We start from the raw sequence: 13,674 nt of genomic DNA on the forward strand, positions 1-13,674 counted from the left end.
ACAGCCATGGCTGGACATTCAAACTATGTACCGCAGAGCGCTCCGGCAAAGTGGCTGGAAAGCCGCCTGCCGGTCATCTCGCTCGTTCGCGGCTCTTTTGTTGATTTCCCGACGCCGAAGAACCTGAACTACTGGTGGACCTTCGGTGGCATCCTGTTCTTCGTGCTGATCGCGCAGATCATCACCGGCATCGTGCTGGTGATGCACTACACGCCAAGCACCGATGCAGCCTTCAACAGCGTCGAGCACATCATGCGCGACGTGAACTTCGGCTGGATGCTGCGTTACCTGCATGCAAACGGCGCGTCGATGTTCTTCATCGCCGTGTACATCCACATCTTCCGTGGTCTTTATTACGGTTCCTACAAGGCGCCGCGCGAGATCTCCTGGATCCTCGGCGTGATCATCTTCCTGATCATGATGGGCACCGCCTTCATGGGTTACGTGCTGCCGTGGGGCCAGATGTCCTTCTGGGGCGCAACGGTTATCACCAACCTGTTCTCGGCCATTCCGCTGGTCGGCGAAGAAATCCGCACCTGGCTGTGGGGTGGTTTTGCGGTCGACAACCCGACCCTGAACCGCTTCTTCTCGCTGCACTATCTGCTGCCGTTCATGATCTTCGGTGTCGTTATCCTGCACGTGTGGGCGTTCCACACCACGGGCAACAACAACCCGACAGGCGTTCAGCCGAAGACCAAGCAGGACACGGTTCCGTTCCACCCGTACTACACGATCAAGGATCTGTTCGCGATCATCGTGTTCATGATCCTGTTCGCATGGTTCGTCTTCTACGTGCCCAACTACATGGGTCACCCGGACAACTACATCGAAGCAAACCCGCTCGTGACCCCGGCGCACATCGTTCCGGAATGGTACTTTCTGCCGTTCTACGCGATCCTGCGCGCCATTCCGGACAAGCTCGGCGGTGTTGTCGCCATGTTCGGTGCCATTGCAGTTCTGTTCGTTCTGCCCTGGCTGGACACGTCCAAGGTTCGCTCCGGCACCTACCGCCCGCTGTTCAAGCAGTTCTTCTGGATCTTCGCTGCCAACGCCGTTGCGCTTGGCTATCTCGGCGCCATGCCGGCCGAAGGCACCTACGTTCTGCTCGCCCGGGTCTGCACCGCCTACTACTTCGCCCACTTCCTGATCATCCTGCCGATGCTCGGGTTCCTGGAAAAACCGCGGCCCTTGCCGGCCTCGATTTCCGAAGCGGTTCTGAAGGGCGGAGCCGGCAAACCGGCTGGTGCGACTTCAGCACCGGAAACGAAGTAACGCGGCCCGGATCAGGAGTTAATTGAGACAATGAGCACCATGATCAAAATGGTTCGTTCCTTCGCTGCGGTGGCGGCTGTCGCCATCGCGACCCCGGTCTTCGCAGCAGGCAACGCCCCGCACATCGAGCGGGAGCAGTGGTCCTTCTCGGGTCCGTTCGGTTTCTACGACCGTGGCCAGCTGCAGCGTGGCTTCAAGGTCTACCGGGAAGTCTGTGCTTCGTGCCACGGCCTGAAGCAGGTTTCTTTCCGTAACCTTGCTGAAGACGGTGGCCCGAGCTTCACCGAAGATCAGGCCAAGCAGATCGCGTCCGAGTACACCGTCATCGACGGTCCGAACGACGACGGCGACATGTATGAGCGTCCGGGTATTCTGGCGGACAAGTTCCCGTCTCCGTTCCCGAACGAGCAGGCTGCCCGCGCTTCCAACGGCGGCGCTTACCCGCCGGACTTCTCGCTGCTGGCAAAGGCCCGTGCGGCGCACCGCGGTTTCCCGTGGTTCGTCTTCGACGCCTTCACCCAGTATCAGGAGCAGGGCCCGGATTACATCTACGCGCTTCTCACCAGCTATCCGGAAGAAAACCCGGCATGTCTGGGTGAGGACTTCACCGGCAACTACAACCCGGCATTCCTGGGTGGTTCCGTTACCGCTGAAGCTTGTGCGCACGAGCATCTGACAGGTGGTCCGATCGGCATGGCCGCACCGTTGTCCGACGAGCTGGTCGAATACACCGACGGCACACCGATGACGGTCGACCAGTATGCGCATGACGTCGCTGCATTCATGATGTGGGCCGCCGAGCCGCATCTGGAAGAGCGCAAGAAGATCGGCTTCCGGGTCATGATCTTCCTGATCGTCTTCGCCGGCATGCTCTACTTCACGAAGAAGAAACTGTGGCGCAACGTTGAGCATTGATTGATTGCCGCCTAAGTGCATGATGAAAGCCGCCGGACCTTCCGGCGGCTTTTTCTTTGAGGGGTAATGCAATGCGCCGCGCATTGATGTTTCTGGCAATTCTCCTGCTTCCTGTCCCCGCAAATTCGCAATCGGCCGCAACCCACATGGTCGAGGTCCTGGACATGCATCTTGCCATGCGCGCTGCGCTGCGCGCCGTCGAGGTCTGCAACGAGGCAGGTTTTCAGGCCGGAGCTTCCGTGGTGGACCGTTTCGGCGTCGAGCAAGTGACACTGCGCAGCAACATGGGCGGTGCGCATGTTGCCGAAACCGCCCGTCGCAAGGCCTGGACCGCCGCTTCTTTCAACCTTCCCAGTTCGGATCTTGGTTCGCTCGCCGGACCGGGCGGAGAGGCCAGTCTTGCTGCTATTCCAGGGGCGTTGCCTTTGGCTGGGGGGCTGCCCATCGTCTCGGCGACCGGAATGCTTCTCGGAGCGATTGGCGTTGCCGGAGGCGGTGGCGGCGAGAACGAGGCGAAATGCGCCAAGGCCGGGCTTGACGCCATCGCGGATCAATTGAAATAAACCATCGCTGATGCGGGCCAGTGTCCCGCAGGAATTGATTTTGAATCTGTTTGGAGTGGTTATGGCAGACGCAGTATTGGGCATTATCGGCGGGTCTGGAATCTACGACCTTCCGGGTCTGGAAAACTCCGAATGGATCGCCGTCAACAGCCCCTGGGGCACGCCGTCCGATGAAGTGCGTATCGGCACCATTGATGGTCTCAAGGTGGTTTTCCTGCCCCGTCATGGGCGCGGACACGTCTATTCGCCGACAACCATCAACTACCGCGCCAACATCGACGTGATGAAGCGCTGCGGTGTCACCGATCTTCTGTCTGTCTCTGCCTGCGGATCGCTCAAGGAAGAACATGCTCCGGGCACCTTCGTGCTGGTGGACCAGTTCATCGACAGGACGTTTGCGCGGGAGAAGAGTTTCTTCGGTACCGGCTGTGTCGCGCATGTGTCCATGGCGACCCCGGTCAGCCCGAAGCTGGTCGATGCAGTGGCGGCAGCCGCGAAAGCGGAAGGCCTCGCCTATGCCAAGGGCGGTACCTATCTGGCCATGGAAGGCCCGCAGTTCTCTTCTCTAGCGGAAAGCCAGCTCTACCGGTCCTGGGGCTGCGACGTCATCGGCATGACCAACATGCCGGAAGCAAAGCTTGCCCGCGAGGCGGAGATTTCCTACGCCACCATCGCGATGGTCACCGACTATGACAGCTGGCACCCGGACCACGGCGAAGTCGATATTCAGGCCATCATCAAGGTTCTTCACGAGAACGCGGAAAACGCCCAGAGGCTTGTTGGCCGTGTCGCTAGGGATCTGCCGCGCGAACATCAGTCCTGCCCGGCCGGGTCCGATACTGCGCTGGAGTTTGCCATGATGACCGCGCCGGACAAACGCGACCCGGCGCTGGTGGCGAAGCTCGACGCTGTCGCAGGACGAATCCTGAACCGGACCTGACCGGATTGCCGGCCGAAAGTGTGGCCGGCATAACCCCTTGAGACAAAGCGAAATTGCTTCGACCGGCAGGTCAAACTTGTTATAACCACCGGCCGGGGCAGATGCCTGGAACTATTTTAACAGAGAGATATCCCGATGACCGCACAGACCATTCAGGATGAGCTTGTCAGTGCAATCCGCACGATCAAGGACTATCCGAAAGAGGGCATCCTGTTCCGGGATATCACGACGCTGCTCGGCGATGCCCGTGCCTTCCGCCGGGCGGTCGATGCCCTGGTACAGCCCTGGGCCGGCTCCAAGGTCGATCAGATTGCGGGCATCGAGGCGCGCGGTTTCATTCTCGGGGGCGCGGTCGCGCACCAGCTGTCCGCCGGCTTCGTACCGATCAGGAAGAAGGGCAAGCTCCCGCACGAAACCGTCCGGATCGCCTATTCCCTGGAATATGGCCTGGATGAGATGGAAATGCACAAGGATGCGATCAAGCCGGGTGACCGTGTCATCCTGGTTGACGACCTTATTGCTACCGGTGGAACGGCAGAGGCTGCCTGCAAATTGTTGCGGTCCATGGGCGCCAACATCGAATCGGCGTGCTTTATCGTCGATCTGCCAGATCTCGGTGGGCGCAAGAAACTGGAAGCGATGAACGTTCCAGTGCGCACCCTTGTGGAATTTCCGGGTCACTAGGTCTGTCATGGCGGGAGGAGCCGAGGGCAGAGACGTGATACCGGACTTTTCAGCGAAATTTCAGAAGGATTTCGAGACCCTTCTGAAATGGCGACGGGACGTGCGCCGTTTCAAGCAGGAGCCGTTGCCGGCAGGCGCTCTCGACCATCTTCTGCAACTGGCAGACCTCGCGCCCTCTGTTGGAAACAGTCAACCCTGGCGAATTGTTGTCGTCGACAGCGCCGAGGCGCGTGGGCGGATCATCGCGAGCTTCGAAGCCGAAAACGAAGAAGCCGCCAGGACCTACAGTGACGACAAGGCGCTCGCGTATCGCCAGCTCAAGCTGGCGGGGCTGAAGGAAGCCCCCGTGCATCTGGCGATTTTCTGCGACGACGACCCGGAACAGGGCCACGGACTGGGCCGGCTGACCATGCCGGAAACGCTGGCCTATTCCACGGTCAGCATGATCCACACATTCTGGCTGGCGGCTCGTGCCGAAGGTGTCGGGGTTGGCTGGGTGTCGATCCTTGATCCGGACGCGGTGACAGAGGCGCTGCAGGTTGACGCCGGTTGGCGCCTCGTGGCTTATCTATGCGTCGGTTATCCGGAAGAAGAGCATATCGACCCGGAGCTGGAGCGAGCGCGTTGGCAGGCGCGCACGCCTCTGGCATCCCGCGTCATTCACCGATAGGGCATCCTGCGGCCAGACGACCGCAGAAAGGGTGCTCGCAAATTATGGAAGCGATCGGCAAATGGTTGTTCAATTGGCGACGATTGAAGGGCCGCTGATCTGGAGGCAGGGCAGACCATGAGCGTGATCATCCGACGGATCAACGAGGAAGACAAGGAAGCTGTGTTCCAGCTTCTGGCAGACCGATGGGCAGGCCCCGAAATGCTACTGGACGGCGAGATCGTCGATGCGTCGAGCCTGCCGGGTTATGTTGCCTACGCAGGCGACGATCTTGTGGGGCTCGTCACGCTGATCAAGCGGGAAAGCGAATGGGAAATCCTCACGCTCGACTCGCTCAGCCGCTGGGGTGGCACCGGAACACTGCTGCTGAACGCGGTGGTCGATGAAGCAAAGGCGTCCGGCATCAACCGGCTGACCGTCCGTACGTCCAACGACAACCTCGACGCCTTCCGCTTCTATCAACGGCGCGGCTTCCGTCTGGAGCGGATCGCGCAAGGTGTCATCGACGCCGAGCGCGAGAAGAAGCCGGAAATCCCGCTGCGTGGCGACTACGGTATCGAAATCCGCGACGAAGTCCTGTTTGCCCGCAGCCTTTGAGGTGCTGGCGACATCCCCTTTCTTTCCCACCTTTTCTGCATCGGTCTTGCCAGCCCGAATACCTGTCCGAGCATCCTGTTATTGCCGGACGATCGCGCCGACGGCGTTGACCAAAAGTCTTGAGGCGGTCAGCGCGCTGAGGCCGTCGATATCGTTTGGCGGGTAGAATTCGACAAGGTCAAACCCAACGATCCTTGCGCGTCTGCCCAGACCCGCAATCAGATCGATCACCTGCGTGTAGGTGAGCCCGCCGGGCGTGCGCGCGGCAACGCCGGGCATGATGGCCGGGTCAAGGCCGTCACAGTCCAGCGTGACGACGCAGCGCGCGCCTTGTGGAATATGCTTCAACGCGGCCGAGATGCCTTCTGCGTGGACCTCGCGCGCTGTGACAAAGCGGCTACCATAGGTTTGTGCAGCCTCGATTTCGGTTTTGCCGGCGCTGCCGACGGCACGCAGGCCAACCTGAACGAGGCCCGCAACATGCGGCATCTCGCTGATGCGGCGCATCGGGCTGGAGTAGCCGTAGCGCTCGCCATCGATCTCATCGCGCCAGTCGATATGGGCATCTATCTGCAGCACCCACAGGGGCCCCTGATCAGCGAAGGCGGCGAGGAAGGGGATCGGTAGGGAATCATCACCGCCAAGCAGGATCGGAACGGCTGGCAGTGCCAGGATCGAGCGTGTTTGTGCCTCGATCCGTGCCCGGTTGCCTGCGTTGTCGTGCAGCCGGGTGTCGATATTGCCGATGTCGGTGCAGCATACCGGATGACCTTCGAAAAGCGGTCCGCCGAGATCGAAGTCCCAGTGGCCGACGAGACCGGCATCTTCCTGACTGGCTGCGCGAATGGCATCGGCTGCTCCGGTGTACCCGCTGCTGTCCTTGCCAGGGTAAGTGCTGCCGTGTCCGGCACCGAAGATCACGGCACGTGGTGTCCGGTTTTCCGGAAGCTGTGCGGGAAAGTCGAGAAAAGGCACTCGGTCGGTCCTGTTCGGTTTCTTGCGGGCGGTATACTGCAGAAAGGCAAATTACCAGGCGTTTGAGAACGCTTTCGATGCCTGACAGCATCGACCTCAGCTTAATCGAAGACCGGGATCTGCCAAAGTTCAAGGACAAAAACCGGCTCCCGCGTCAGCTCTTGCCGGATGGGGAGCGGAATTTGCATTGCGGCGCACAATAGTTATACTTGCTCATTCCCAAGTTCATTTTTCCTGAACGGAAAAATTCCGCACATTTGTGCTCAGAATTCCTGAGGAGGATAATTTATGCCCGTCGCCAGGTCCTTGGAAACGGCTGAGGAAATTTCAGATATTGCTTTCGGATTTATGGGCTCAAAGGCTCTTTTTTCTGCACTTCATGTAGATTTGTTTTCACTGCTTTCCGAAAAGACCTTGACGCCACAGCAAGTTGCTGAAGAAAGCGAGCTTGATCTTGATCGCGCCACAACACTGTTGACCGCGCTTACGAGCCTCGGGCTGGTGCGCCGGGAGGGAGCAGGCTTCACCAATTCGCCCGCAGCGGAGGCGTTTCTGGTGAAAGGACGGAAGTATGATTTCGGCGACTATCTGCGGTTTCAGATCGACAAGCAGATGTACCCCTTCATGACCCAGCTCAACGACGCCCTGACGGACAGTCTGGAAGACGACCAGGTTGCTTCCTACGAGACGTGGTTCAGCGACCCGGAAGAAGCGCGGCTTTATTCCCGGTCCCAGCATGCAGGCTCGCTTGGGCCCGGGCGGGGACTTGCCAAGCTTGTGGATCTGTCCGCTGCCAAGCAGTTGCTGGACGTTGGCGGTGGCACCGGGGCCTTCTCGATTTCGCTTTGCAAGGCGTATCCGGGACTGCGATCAACCGTTCTGGATTTTCCGAATGTCGCCAAGGTGGGCGAAGAGTTCATTGCCGAAGAAGGCCTGCAGGACCGCATCCGCTATGCGCCGGGCAATGCCCTGAAGGACACATGGCCGGACAGCGCGGACGCAGTGCTGATGTCCTATCTCTTTTCCGGCGTCCCGGGCACGGCCATTCCCGGGCTTGTGCGCAAGGCGTTCGAGGTTCTGACACCGGGCAGTGACTTCATGGTGCATGATTTCATGGTCGACGAAAACCGCGACGGGCCGAAGCTGGCGGCGCTCTGGCAGCTTCAGCACACCGCCTTCAACCCGGAAGCCCGTTCGATCACGAGTTCCTACGTTGCCGGCTTGATGGAAGCCGCCGGCTTCACGGATATCGCAGTTGAAGTGATGATCCCGGGCATGACGATGCTGGTGCACGGCCGCAAGCCGGAATAGCATCACGCGGCAAACTGCGGCAAATGGGCATGATGTCCGTTTGCCGCAGTGCCTGGAACAGGCAAACGGATTAGGGACAAACTCTACGTGTTTTCCCTAAGATCCGGAGAAGAGATGTCTGCTTCATCTGCCCCCAAGGAAGTCCTGGTGCTACGGCTGCTTCTGGCCGTGCCCGTCTTGAACCTGTTTCTCAAGGAAGCGCTTTATGGCGCGGAAGATGCCAAATACTGGTTCATCGCCAATCTCGCGATGATCTGGGCGGTGTCGATCTATGCCTTCGGATACCCGGCGATCATCCTGCCGGCGCTGACCATGGTGCCGATGGCCTTCTTGTGGATCCTGGACGTCTGCCGCTGAGGCACAGCTCGCATGCGAGACATGGCAAGTCAGGATTGCCAACCGCAAAGCGTGCTGCCGTCTTGAGGACGCAGCGCGCTTTTGCGTTTTAACAGGGCCGACTGATTGTCCGGTTAGCGCTTGCGGCGTTCGACGAACACCGTGCCCTTGAAGGAGAACACCAGCGTGCCGTCCTGATTGAAGGCCTGCATGTCGGAATGAACGAGACCCCAGTCCGGGCGGGTCCGGCTTTCGGTCTTGCCGGTGACCACACGCCGGTATCGCAGCGTGTCACCAACAAAGACCGGCCTGATCCACTTGAGATCCTCAAACCCGGGCGAGGGGCCGATATTGGCTGGTGTTTGCCCTGCCGCCAGCGCTTCTTCCTGAAGTGCCTTGTGCCTTGCGACCCAGAGCTTCATGAAAACCGCTGCCGTGTGCCAACCGGAAGCGCACAGGCGCCCGAAATGGGTCTGCGCGGCGGCCTCCTCGCTGAGATGAAAAGCCTGCGGATCGTATTTTTCCGCAAAACGCACGATGTCTTCCCGGGTGAAGGTGTGTTCGCCAAGGTCAAGCGTGTCACCGACTTCAATATCTTCGAAAAAGGCACTCACCGGGCGACCTCCCGTCTTGCGAACAGGTTCGGGTTTTCCCAGACGAGCACTTCAATGCCCTTCTGGTTCTTGGCCGTCACGCGAATGTTGACAAGGCCAAGGTCCGGTTTCGACCGCAAGTCTCTTGTGTCGAGTATTTCGACCCGGGCCGTTAGGCAGTCACCTGGATGAACGGGACGCTTCCACTGCAGCTTGGTGATACCCGGCGAACCACGGCCGCTTGTCCTGGTCAGGAAATTTTCGGCAAGCAGGCGCATCACCATCGAACCTGTATGCCAGCCGGAGGCGGCGAGCCCGCCGAGGATGGATGCCGTGCCGGCCTCTTCGTCGAGGTGGAAAGGCTGCGGGTCGAACTCGGCAGCGAAATCGATGATTTCGTCCCTGCTGACGGTGAGGGAGCCCAGCTCGAAGACCTGACCAGGTTCGAAGTCTTCAAAATAAAGGAGATCGGTCATGAATTCCGGTGGTGTTGGCAGTCCGCGGAAACGCGATGGTCCGCGTTTCCGCCTTGAGATTGGAAGAAAAGATCAGTCGTAATAGATCTCGTTATCATCCATGTAGACGTTGCTGGCTTCGCAGATATCGATGTCGATCGGATCGTCGAGAACTTCGGTATCGTCGTCGGCCAGCCAGCCGACCTGGAAGGTCTGCGCGCAATTGCCGGTGTCGGCGGCGAACTCGGCTTTCGCGCTTTCACCCGGCGATAGCGGTCCGGACAGCCAGTTGTCAGACCAGCCGTCGCCGTCATTGGTGTAGAAGCCGACGACTACGTTGTCTTCGGTGTTGTTGTAGATCTGGAAGTACCCTTGCGAGCCGGTTCCCTGTGCGACGGCTGCAGTCGCAGACGCCAGGAGGGCAAGGCCGAGAGTGGCAGATTTCAGTAGCTTCATGGCACGTTTCCCAGGTGGGCAGCCTTGCTGCCCGACAGTGTTGCGTTCAGAAGCTAGTCCCAGCCGTATCGGAAGTAAAACTAAATCCGCCAGCCTTCGTTCTTGCCTGGATCGCCGGTTATACGGTCACGTATTTGCGCCAGTTGTGCTCTTCTTGGAAGCCCAGAACCTCGCGGATCTTGCGGTTCGAAAACAGGGCCTCGTGCTCGCCGAGTTCCCGGCTCAGCGGCACGTCGGGGAAGAAGCGCTTGAGGATTTCCACATTCGGAATATCGACGGAATTCGTGTCGTTGCCGGCGTTGAAGACCTGGTAGCCGAGCCCGTCCTTTTCGAGGCAGCGGTCGACGATCTGACCGAGGTCGCGCGCATCGATATAGCAGAAGATGTTTCTGCGGCGTTGCGCAGGATTGGCGAAGAAATCCGGGAACCGGTCGTATTCGTGCGGCTCGATGACATTGCCGATCCGCAGCGCATAGATATCGAAGCCGGACCGGCGCTGGAAGGCGCGGGCGGTCTGTTCGTTGACCACCTTGGAAAGCCCGTAACTGTCCATCGGGTCGACGTCATAATCTTCTTCGACGGGCAGCACCTTCGGGTCGACCACGCCATCGGCGAAACAGACGCCGTAGGTGGTTTCCGAAGAGGCGATCACGATCTTGCGGATGCCGAGCTTCACGGCGGCTTCAACGACGTTGTATGTGCCGATCGTATTGACTTCGAAGGTTCTGTTGTCCGGATGAATGAGAATGCGCGGCACGGCCGCGAAATGGACCACCGCATCGAAAGTTGGCACCCCGTTGCCCGGTTCCAGTTCATCGAAATTGGCGTAGCTGGTCATGACGTTGAACATTTCACCCGATGAGGTGATGTCGGCGATGAGGTTGTCGACACCTGGATGATCAAGCGGTTTCAGGTCGACATTGACGACGCGATGTCCCTGCGCCAGCAGATAGGGAATGACGTGCCGTCCGGCCTTGCCGGAACCGCCGGTGAACAGAATGCGTTTCTGGGTGGTCATGGTTCAACTCCCCTGTTTTTGAGTTGCGTACATCATGGCCATTCCGACGCCGGAAGCCAGTGCCTGTTTTGTCTTTCTGGAAGAAAGACCTTGTTCTTCCGGAATGTGCCGGTGTGAGGGGCTGGAAGTCAGCAAGATTTATCAAAAAGCATGGTGCTAGGGTCCCATCAATCGAACGGGGCCAAGTCCATGACCAATCACGAAAAGCTCACACTCTCACCGCGGGACAACGGCTATGTCCGCCGTTTCACAAGGGTGATCGAATATATCTACGCCAACCTCGACGAGGATCCTGATCTGGCGACGCTTGCCGAGGTGGCAGCCCTTTCTCCCTCACACTGGCACAGGGTCTGGCAGTCGACCTATGGCGAATCCATCTTCGCGACGGTCAAGCGTCTGCGCCTTCATCGTGCCGCGGGAGACCTTGCCTATACGGACCTGGCCTTGCCCGTCGTCGCAAAACGGGCCGGTTACGGCAGCCTGGAGGCTTTTTCACGCAGCTTCAAACAGGCTTACGGCCAGACCCCTACCGCCTACCGCTCCTCCGTTTCCTCGCGCCGGGTTCAGCCGGCCAACGGTGGTGCACCACTTCCCAAACAGAAAGGACCTGCTCCAATGCATGACGTTTCCGTCAAAACCCTTCCGTCCGAAACCCTGGCCGTGCTGCCTCACCGAGGCGCCTACATGGAGATCGGCAAGGCGTTTGAGACACTTTTCGGCATTCTGGTGAGCCGTCAGCTGGTCGGCCGGATCGGTGCGATGAAGGCGCTCTATTATTCCGACCCGACCCATGTTGCCGAAGATGATCTGCAGTCGGCTGCCGGAGCGGTCATAAACGATAGCTTCCCGGTCGATGCTCCGCTCGAAAGGCGGGAAACGCGTGCCGGTGACTACGCGGTGCTGCGTTACAAGGGACCTTACGCCGACATGAAATGGGCCTACGAGTGGCTTTACGGCGAGTGGCTGACGCAGTCCGGCCGTGAACCGGACGATGCGCCCTGTCTGGAAGTCTATCTCAACAACCCGCGCGACACGGCGCCGGCGGACCTTCTGACCGACATCTGCCTGCCTCTGAAGCCTGCTGCCTGAGCTCTGCTTCAGAGCGGCCAGAACAGCAGGATGGCCGGGATGCTGACGGCCAGGACGAGGATCTCGAGCGGCAGGCCCATGCGCCAGTAGTCGCCAAAGCGATAGCCGCCCGGGCCCATGATGATGGTGTTGTTCTTGTGGCCGATCGGCGTCAGGAACGCACAGGACGATGCTACCGCCACCGCCATCAGGAACGGGTCGGAGTTCACCTGCAGGGAATTGGCGATCTGGACCGAGATGGGCGCTGCGATCAGGCAGGTGGCAACGTTGTTCAGGAAGTCGGAAAGGGTCATCGTCACCACCATCAGGATGGCGAGGGTGACCCAGGCCGGAGCCGTCGAGGTGAGGGCGAGAATACCGTCGGCGATCAGCTGTGCGTTTCCTGCTTCCTCAAATGCCTGTCCAAGGGGGATCAACGAGCCGAGCAGCACGATCACTTTCCACTCCACGGACTGATAAACCTCCGACCCGCTGATCAGGCCGGCGGCGGCATAAAAAATCACACAGGCAGCCAGGGCAACCGGGAGATAGGCAAGGCCGGCTACGGCTGCTGCAATCGCAACGGCAAAGCCTGCGATCGCCAGCCAGGCCTTGTTGCGCTGCATGACGCCCGTCTTGCGTCCTTCCAGAGGCAGGACACCAAGCCAGGCGCAGGCGCTTTCCAGCCGCTCCGGGGTACCCAGCAGCAGAAGCACATCACCCGGACGTATCTCTTCGTGGCGAACGCGTTTCTGTACGCGGCGACCCTGCCTGGAAATGCCGAGCAAGGTAACGCTGTGGCCGTAAAGGAGACGCATGTCGAAACTCGACCGGCCGATGATCCTGGCATTGTCCGGCGCGATTGCCTCGATCAGTGACAGGGCGTCGTTGTTCAGGCCGCCCTTGTGCTGTTCTGAGCCGGCGAATTCCAGCTTGGCCGCGCCCATGAAGGCCTCGATAGCCTTGGGGTCGCCTTCCACGAACAGGTAATCTCCGGACTTGATCGCCTCGCGGCGGGCAAACCCGCGTACCCGCCGGCCATTGCGGATAAGGCCGATGATGGCGACATCCTTCTCGTCGGCAACCGGGTAAAGATCGCCGACGGTAAGCGGCTTTTCTTCCGAGATTTCCCCGACCTTCAGTTCGGCCGCATAAAGGCTTTCGGCAAAGCCCTCCTGTTTCGGCTTGTCCCGGAAATGGCGGGGCAGCAGGCGCCAGCCGAACAGGGCAACAAAGGCAATGCCTGTCACTGCGACCACGAGGCCGACAGGGGCAAAATCGAACATGGAAAAGGGCGCGCCAAAGGTATCCGAACGATACTGCGCGATGACGATGTTTGGCGGTGTTCCGATCAGGGTGATCATGCCGCCGAGGATGGTTGCGAAAGATAGGGGCATCAGGGAGAGGCCAGGCGAACGTTCCGCCTTCTTGGCCGCCTCCATATCGAGCGGCATGAGCAATGCCAGAGCAGCGACGTTATTGATGATTGCCGACAGGCTGGCGCCGACGATGGCCATGAGACCGATATGCCGCGACAGGCCTCTGGAAGCGGAAATCACCACGCCCGCAATCAGTTCCACAGCGCCTGAGTTCATCAGCCCGCGCGAGACGATCAGCACGAGGGCAATGATCATGACGGCGGAATGGCCGAAGCCGGAGAAGATTTCCTCGGAAGGGACGAGACCCAGGAACGCACCCAGGATCAACGCGCCAAAGGCAATGAGATCGAAGCGGATACGGCCCCAGACCAGCAGTGCGAAGACAGTGCCGAAGAGGACGAACAGGGCAATCTGGTCAAAGGTCACGAACAGGCTCCGGCAA

Annotated in this window: 16 protein-coding genes; 10 read left to right on the forward strand and 6 right to left on the reverse strand. The window is 59.7% G+C overall.

What is annotated here, in order from left to right; translation table 11 throughout:
* Window positions 1–6 precede the first annotated feature (6 nt).
* From HEP89_RS14460 to HEP89_RS14490, 7 genes are all read left to right on the forward strand, one after another.
* On the forward strand, window positions 7–1,272 hold the full coding sequence (locus HEP89_RS14460; protein ID WP_022998121.1) for a cytochrome b/b6: 1,266 nt from the start codon (window positions 7–9) through the stop codon (window positions 1,270–1,272).
* Between the two features lie 30 nt (window positions 1,273–1,302).
* Window positions 1,303–2,187 carry a cytochrome c1 gene (locus HEP89_RS14465; protein ID WP_022998120.1) on the forward strand — a complete coding sequence of 295 codons (885 nt, stop codon included), beginning with the start codon at window positions 1,303–1,305 and terminating at the stop codon, window positions 2,185–2,187.
* Window positions 2,188–2,258: 71 nt separating this feature from the next.
* A complete protein-coding gene (locus HEP89_RS14470; protein ID WP_022998119.1) occupies window positions 2,259–2,750 on the forward strand; it encodes a heme-binding protein in 492 nt (163 codons plus the stop codon).
* 61 nt (window positions 2,751–2,811) lie between these two features.
* Window positions 2,812–3,690: an S-methyl-5'-thioadenosine phosphorylase gene (locus tag HEP89_RS14475; RefSeq protein ID WP_062487617.1), complete on the forward strand. Its 879-nt coding sequence runs from the start codon at window positions 2,812–2,814 to the stop codon at window positions 3,688–3,690.
* 135 nt (window positions 3,691–3,825) lie between these two features.
* Entirely contained in the window at window positions 3,826–4,374 is a 549-nt protein-coding gene (locus HEP89_RS14480) for an adenine phosphoribosyltransferase (RefSeq protein WP_022998117.1), read from the forward strand.
* Between the two features lie 7 nt (window positions 4,375–4,381).
* Entirely contained in the window at window positions 4,382–5,044 is a 663-nt protein-coding gene (gene bluB, locus HEP89_RS14485) for a 5,6-dimethylbenzimidazole synthase (protein WP_022998116.1), read from the forward strand.
* 117 nt (window positions 5,045–5,161) lie between these two features.
* Window positions 5,162–5,641 (forward strand): GNAT family N-acetyltransferase, encoded by a 480-nt coding sequence (locus tag HEP89_RS14490; RefSeq protein ID WP_022998115.1) that lies wholly within the window; start codon window positions 5,162–5,164, stop codon window positions 5,639–5,641.
* Between the two features lie 78 nt (window positions 5,642–5,719).
* On the opposite strand, the gene HEP89_RS14495 is transcribed toward HEP89_RS14490, so the two are convergent.
* The gene (locus HEP89_RS14495; protein WP_168692340.1) at window positions 5,720–6,616 is read right to left on the reverse strand and encodes an agmatinase; all 897 of its coding nucleotides are present in this window, start codon (window positions 6,614–6,616) and stop codon (window positions 5,720–5,722) included.
* 288 nt (window positions 6,617–6,904) lie between these two features.
* On the opposite strand from HEP89_RS14495, the gene HEP89_RS14500 reads away from it, so the two are divergent.
* Both HEP89_RS14500 and HEP89_RS14505 read left to right on the forward strand, forming a co-directional pair.
* Window positions 6,905–7,927, forward strand: coding sequence for a methyltransferase (locus HEP89_RS14500; protein ID WP_022998113.1), 1,023 nt, complete (start codon window positions 6,905–6,907; stop codon window positions 7,925–7,927).
* A 114-nt stretch (window positions 7,928–8,041) separates the two neighbouring features.
* The gene (locus HEP89_RS14505; protein WP_055655914.1) at window positions 8,042–8,284 is read left to right on the forward strand and encodes a hypothetical protein; all 243 of its coding nucleotides are present in this window, start codon (window positions 8,042–8,044) and stop codon (window positions 8,282–8,284) included.
* Between the two features lie 113 nt (window positions 8,285–8,397).
* On the opposite strand, the gene HEP89_RS14510 is transcribed toward HEP89_RS14505, so the two are convergent.
* The 4 genes from HEP89_RS14510 to HEP89_RS14525 all read right to left on the reverse strand — a co-directional run bounded on the left by HEP89_RS14510 (window position 8,398) and on the right by HEP89_RS14525 (window position 10,785).
* Window positions 8,398–8,877 (reverse strand): MaoC family dehydratase, encoded by a 480-nt coding sequence (locus tag HEP89_RS14510; protein WP_055655912.1) that lies wholly within the window; start codon window positions 8,875–8,877, stop codon window positions 8,398–8,400.
* Window positions 8,874–9,332: a MaoC family dehydratase gene (locus HEP89_RS14515; RefSeq protein WP_168692341.1), complete on the reverse strand. Its 459-nt coding sequence runs from the start codon at window positions 9,330–9,332 to the stop codon at window positions 8,874–8,876. Before HEP89_RS14515 ends, HEP89_RS14510 begins: the two co-directional genes overlap by 4 nt.
* A 72-nt stretch (window positions 9,333–9,404) precedes the next feature.
* The gene (locus HEP89_RS14520) at window positions 9,405–9,767 is read right to left on the reverse strand and encodes a hypothetical protein (RefSeq protein WP_022998109.1); all 363 of its coding nucleotides are present in this window, start codon (window positions 9,765–9,767) and stop codon (window positions 9,405–9,407) included.
* A 118-nt stretch (window positions 9,768–9,885) separates the two neighbouring features.
* Window positions 9,886–10,785, reverse strand: a complete 900-nt coding sequence (locus HEP89_RS14525; protein ID WP_168692342.1) for an NAD(P)-dependent oxidoreductase — start codon at window positions 10,783–10,785, stop codon at window positions 9,886–9,888.
* A gap of 189 nt (window positions 10,786–10,974) precedes the next feature.
* Between HEP89_RS14525 and HEP89_RS14530 the strand changes: the two genes are divergently transcribed.
* On the forward strand, window positions 10,975–11,874 hold the full coding sequence (locus HEP89_RS14530; protein WP_168692343.1) for an AraC family transcriptional regulator: 900 nt from the start codon (window positions 10,975–10,977) through the stop codon (window positions 11,872–11,874).
* Between the two features lie 8 nt (window positions 11,875–11,882).
* Here the strand turns inward: HEP89_RS14530 and HEP89_RS14535 are convergent, their stop codons facing one another.
* Window positions 11,883–13,658, reverse strand: a complete 1,776-nt coding sequence (locus HEP89_RS14535; protein ID WP_168692344.1) for an SLC13 family permease — start codon at window positions 13,656–13,658, stop codon at window positions 11,883–11,885.
* Window positions 13,659–13,674: the final 16 nt, after the last annotated feature.

This window comes from Labrenzia sp. 5N, assembly GCF_012395805.1.
Classification (GTDB): Bacteria; Pseudomonadota; Alphaproteobacteria; order Rhizobiales; family Stappiaceae; genus Roseibium; species Roseibium algicola.

Excerpts from the sequence above, each read along its gene's own strand:
- HEP89_RS14460 (WP_022998121.1), top strand. The coding sequence starts at position 7 with ATGGCTGGACATTCAAACTATGTACCGCAGAGCGCTCCGGCAAAGTGG.
- HEP89_RS14465 (WP_022998120.1), top strand. The coding sequence starts at position 1,303 with ATGAGCACCATGATCAAAATGGTTCGTTCCTTCGCTGCGGTGGCGGCT.
- HEP89_RS14470 (WP_022998119.1), top strand. The coding sequence starts at position 2,259 with ATGCGCCGCGCATTGATGTTTCTGGCAATTCTCCTGCTTCCTGTCCCC.
- HEP89_RS14475 (WP_062487617.1), top strand. The coding sequence starts at position 2,812 with ATGGCAGACGCAGTATTGGGCATTATCGGCGGGTCTGGAATCTACGAC.
- HEP89_RS14480 (WP_022998117.1), top strand. The coding sequence starts at position 3,826 with ATGACCGCACAGACCATTCAGGATGAGCTTGTCAGTGCAATCCGCACG.
- bluB (WP_022998116.1), top strand. The coding sequence starts at position 4,382 with ATGGCGGGAGGAGCCGAGGGCAGAGACGTGATACCGGACTTTTCAGCG.
- HEP89_RS14490 (WP_022998115.1), top strand. The coding sequence starts at position 5,162 with ATGAGCGTGATCATCCGACGGATCAACGAGGAAGACAAGGAAGCTGTG.
- HEP89_RS14500 (WP_022998113.1), top strand. The coding sequence starts at position 6,905 with ATGCCCGTCGCCAGGTCCTTGGAAACGGCTGAGGAAATTTCAGATATT.
- HEP89_RS14505 (WP_055655914.1), top strand. The coding sequence starts at position 8,042 with ATGTCTGCTTCATCTGCCCCCAAGGAAGTCCTGGTGCTACGGCTGCTT.
- HEP89_RS14515 (WP_168692341.1), bottom strand. The coding sequence starts at position 9,332 with ATGACCGATCTCCTTTATTTTGAAGACTTCGAACCTGGTCAGGTCTTC.
- HEP89_RS14520 (WP_022998109.1), bottom strand. The coding sequence starts at position 9,767 with ATGAAGCTACTGAAATCTGCCACTCTCGGCCTTGCCCTCCTGGCGTCT.
- HEP89_RS14525 (WP_168692342.1), bottom strand. The coding sequence starts at position 10,785 with ATGACCACCCAGAAACGCATTCTGTTCACCGGCGGTTCCGGCAAGGCC.
- HEP89_RS14530 (WP_168692343.1), top strand. The coding sequence starts at position 10,975 with ATGACCAATCACGAAAAGCTCACACTCTCACCGCGGGACAACGGCTAT.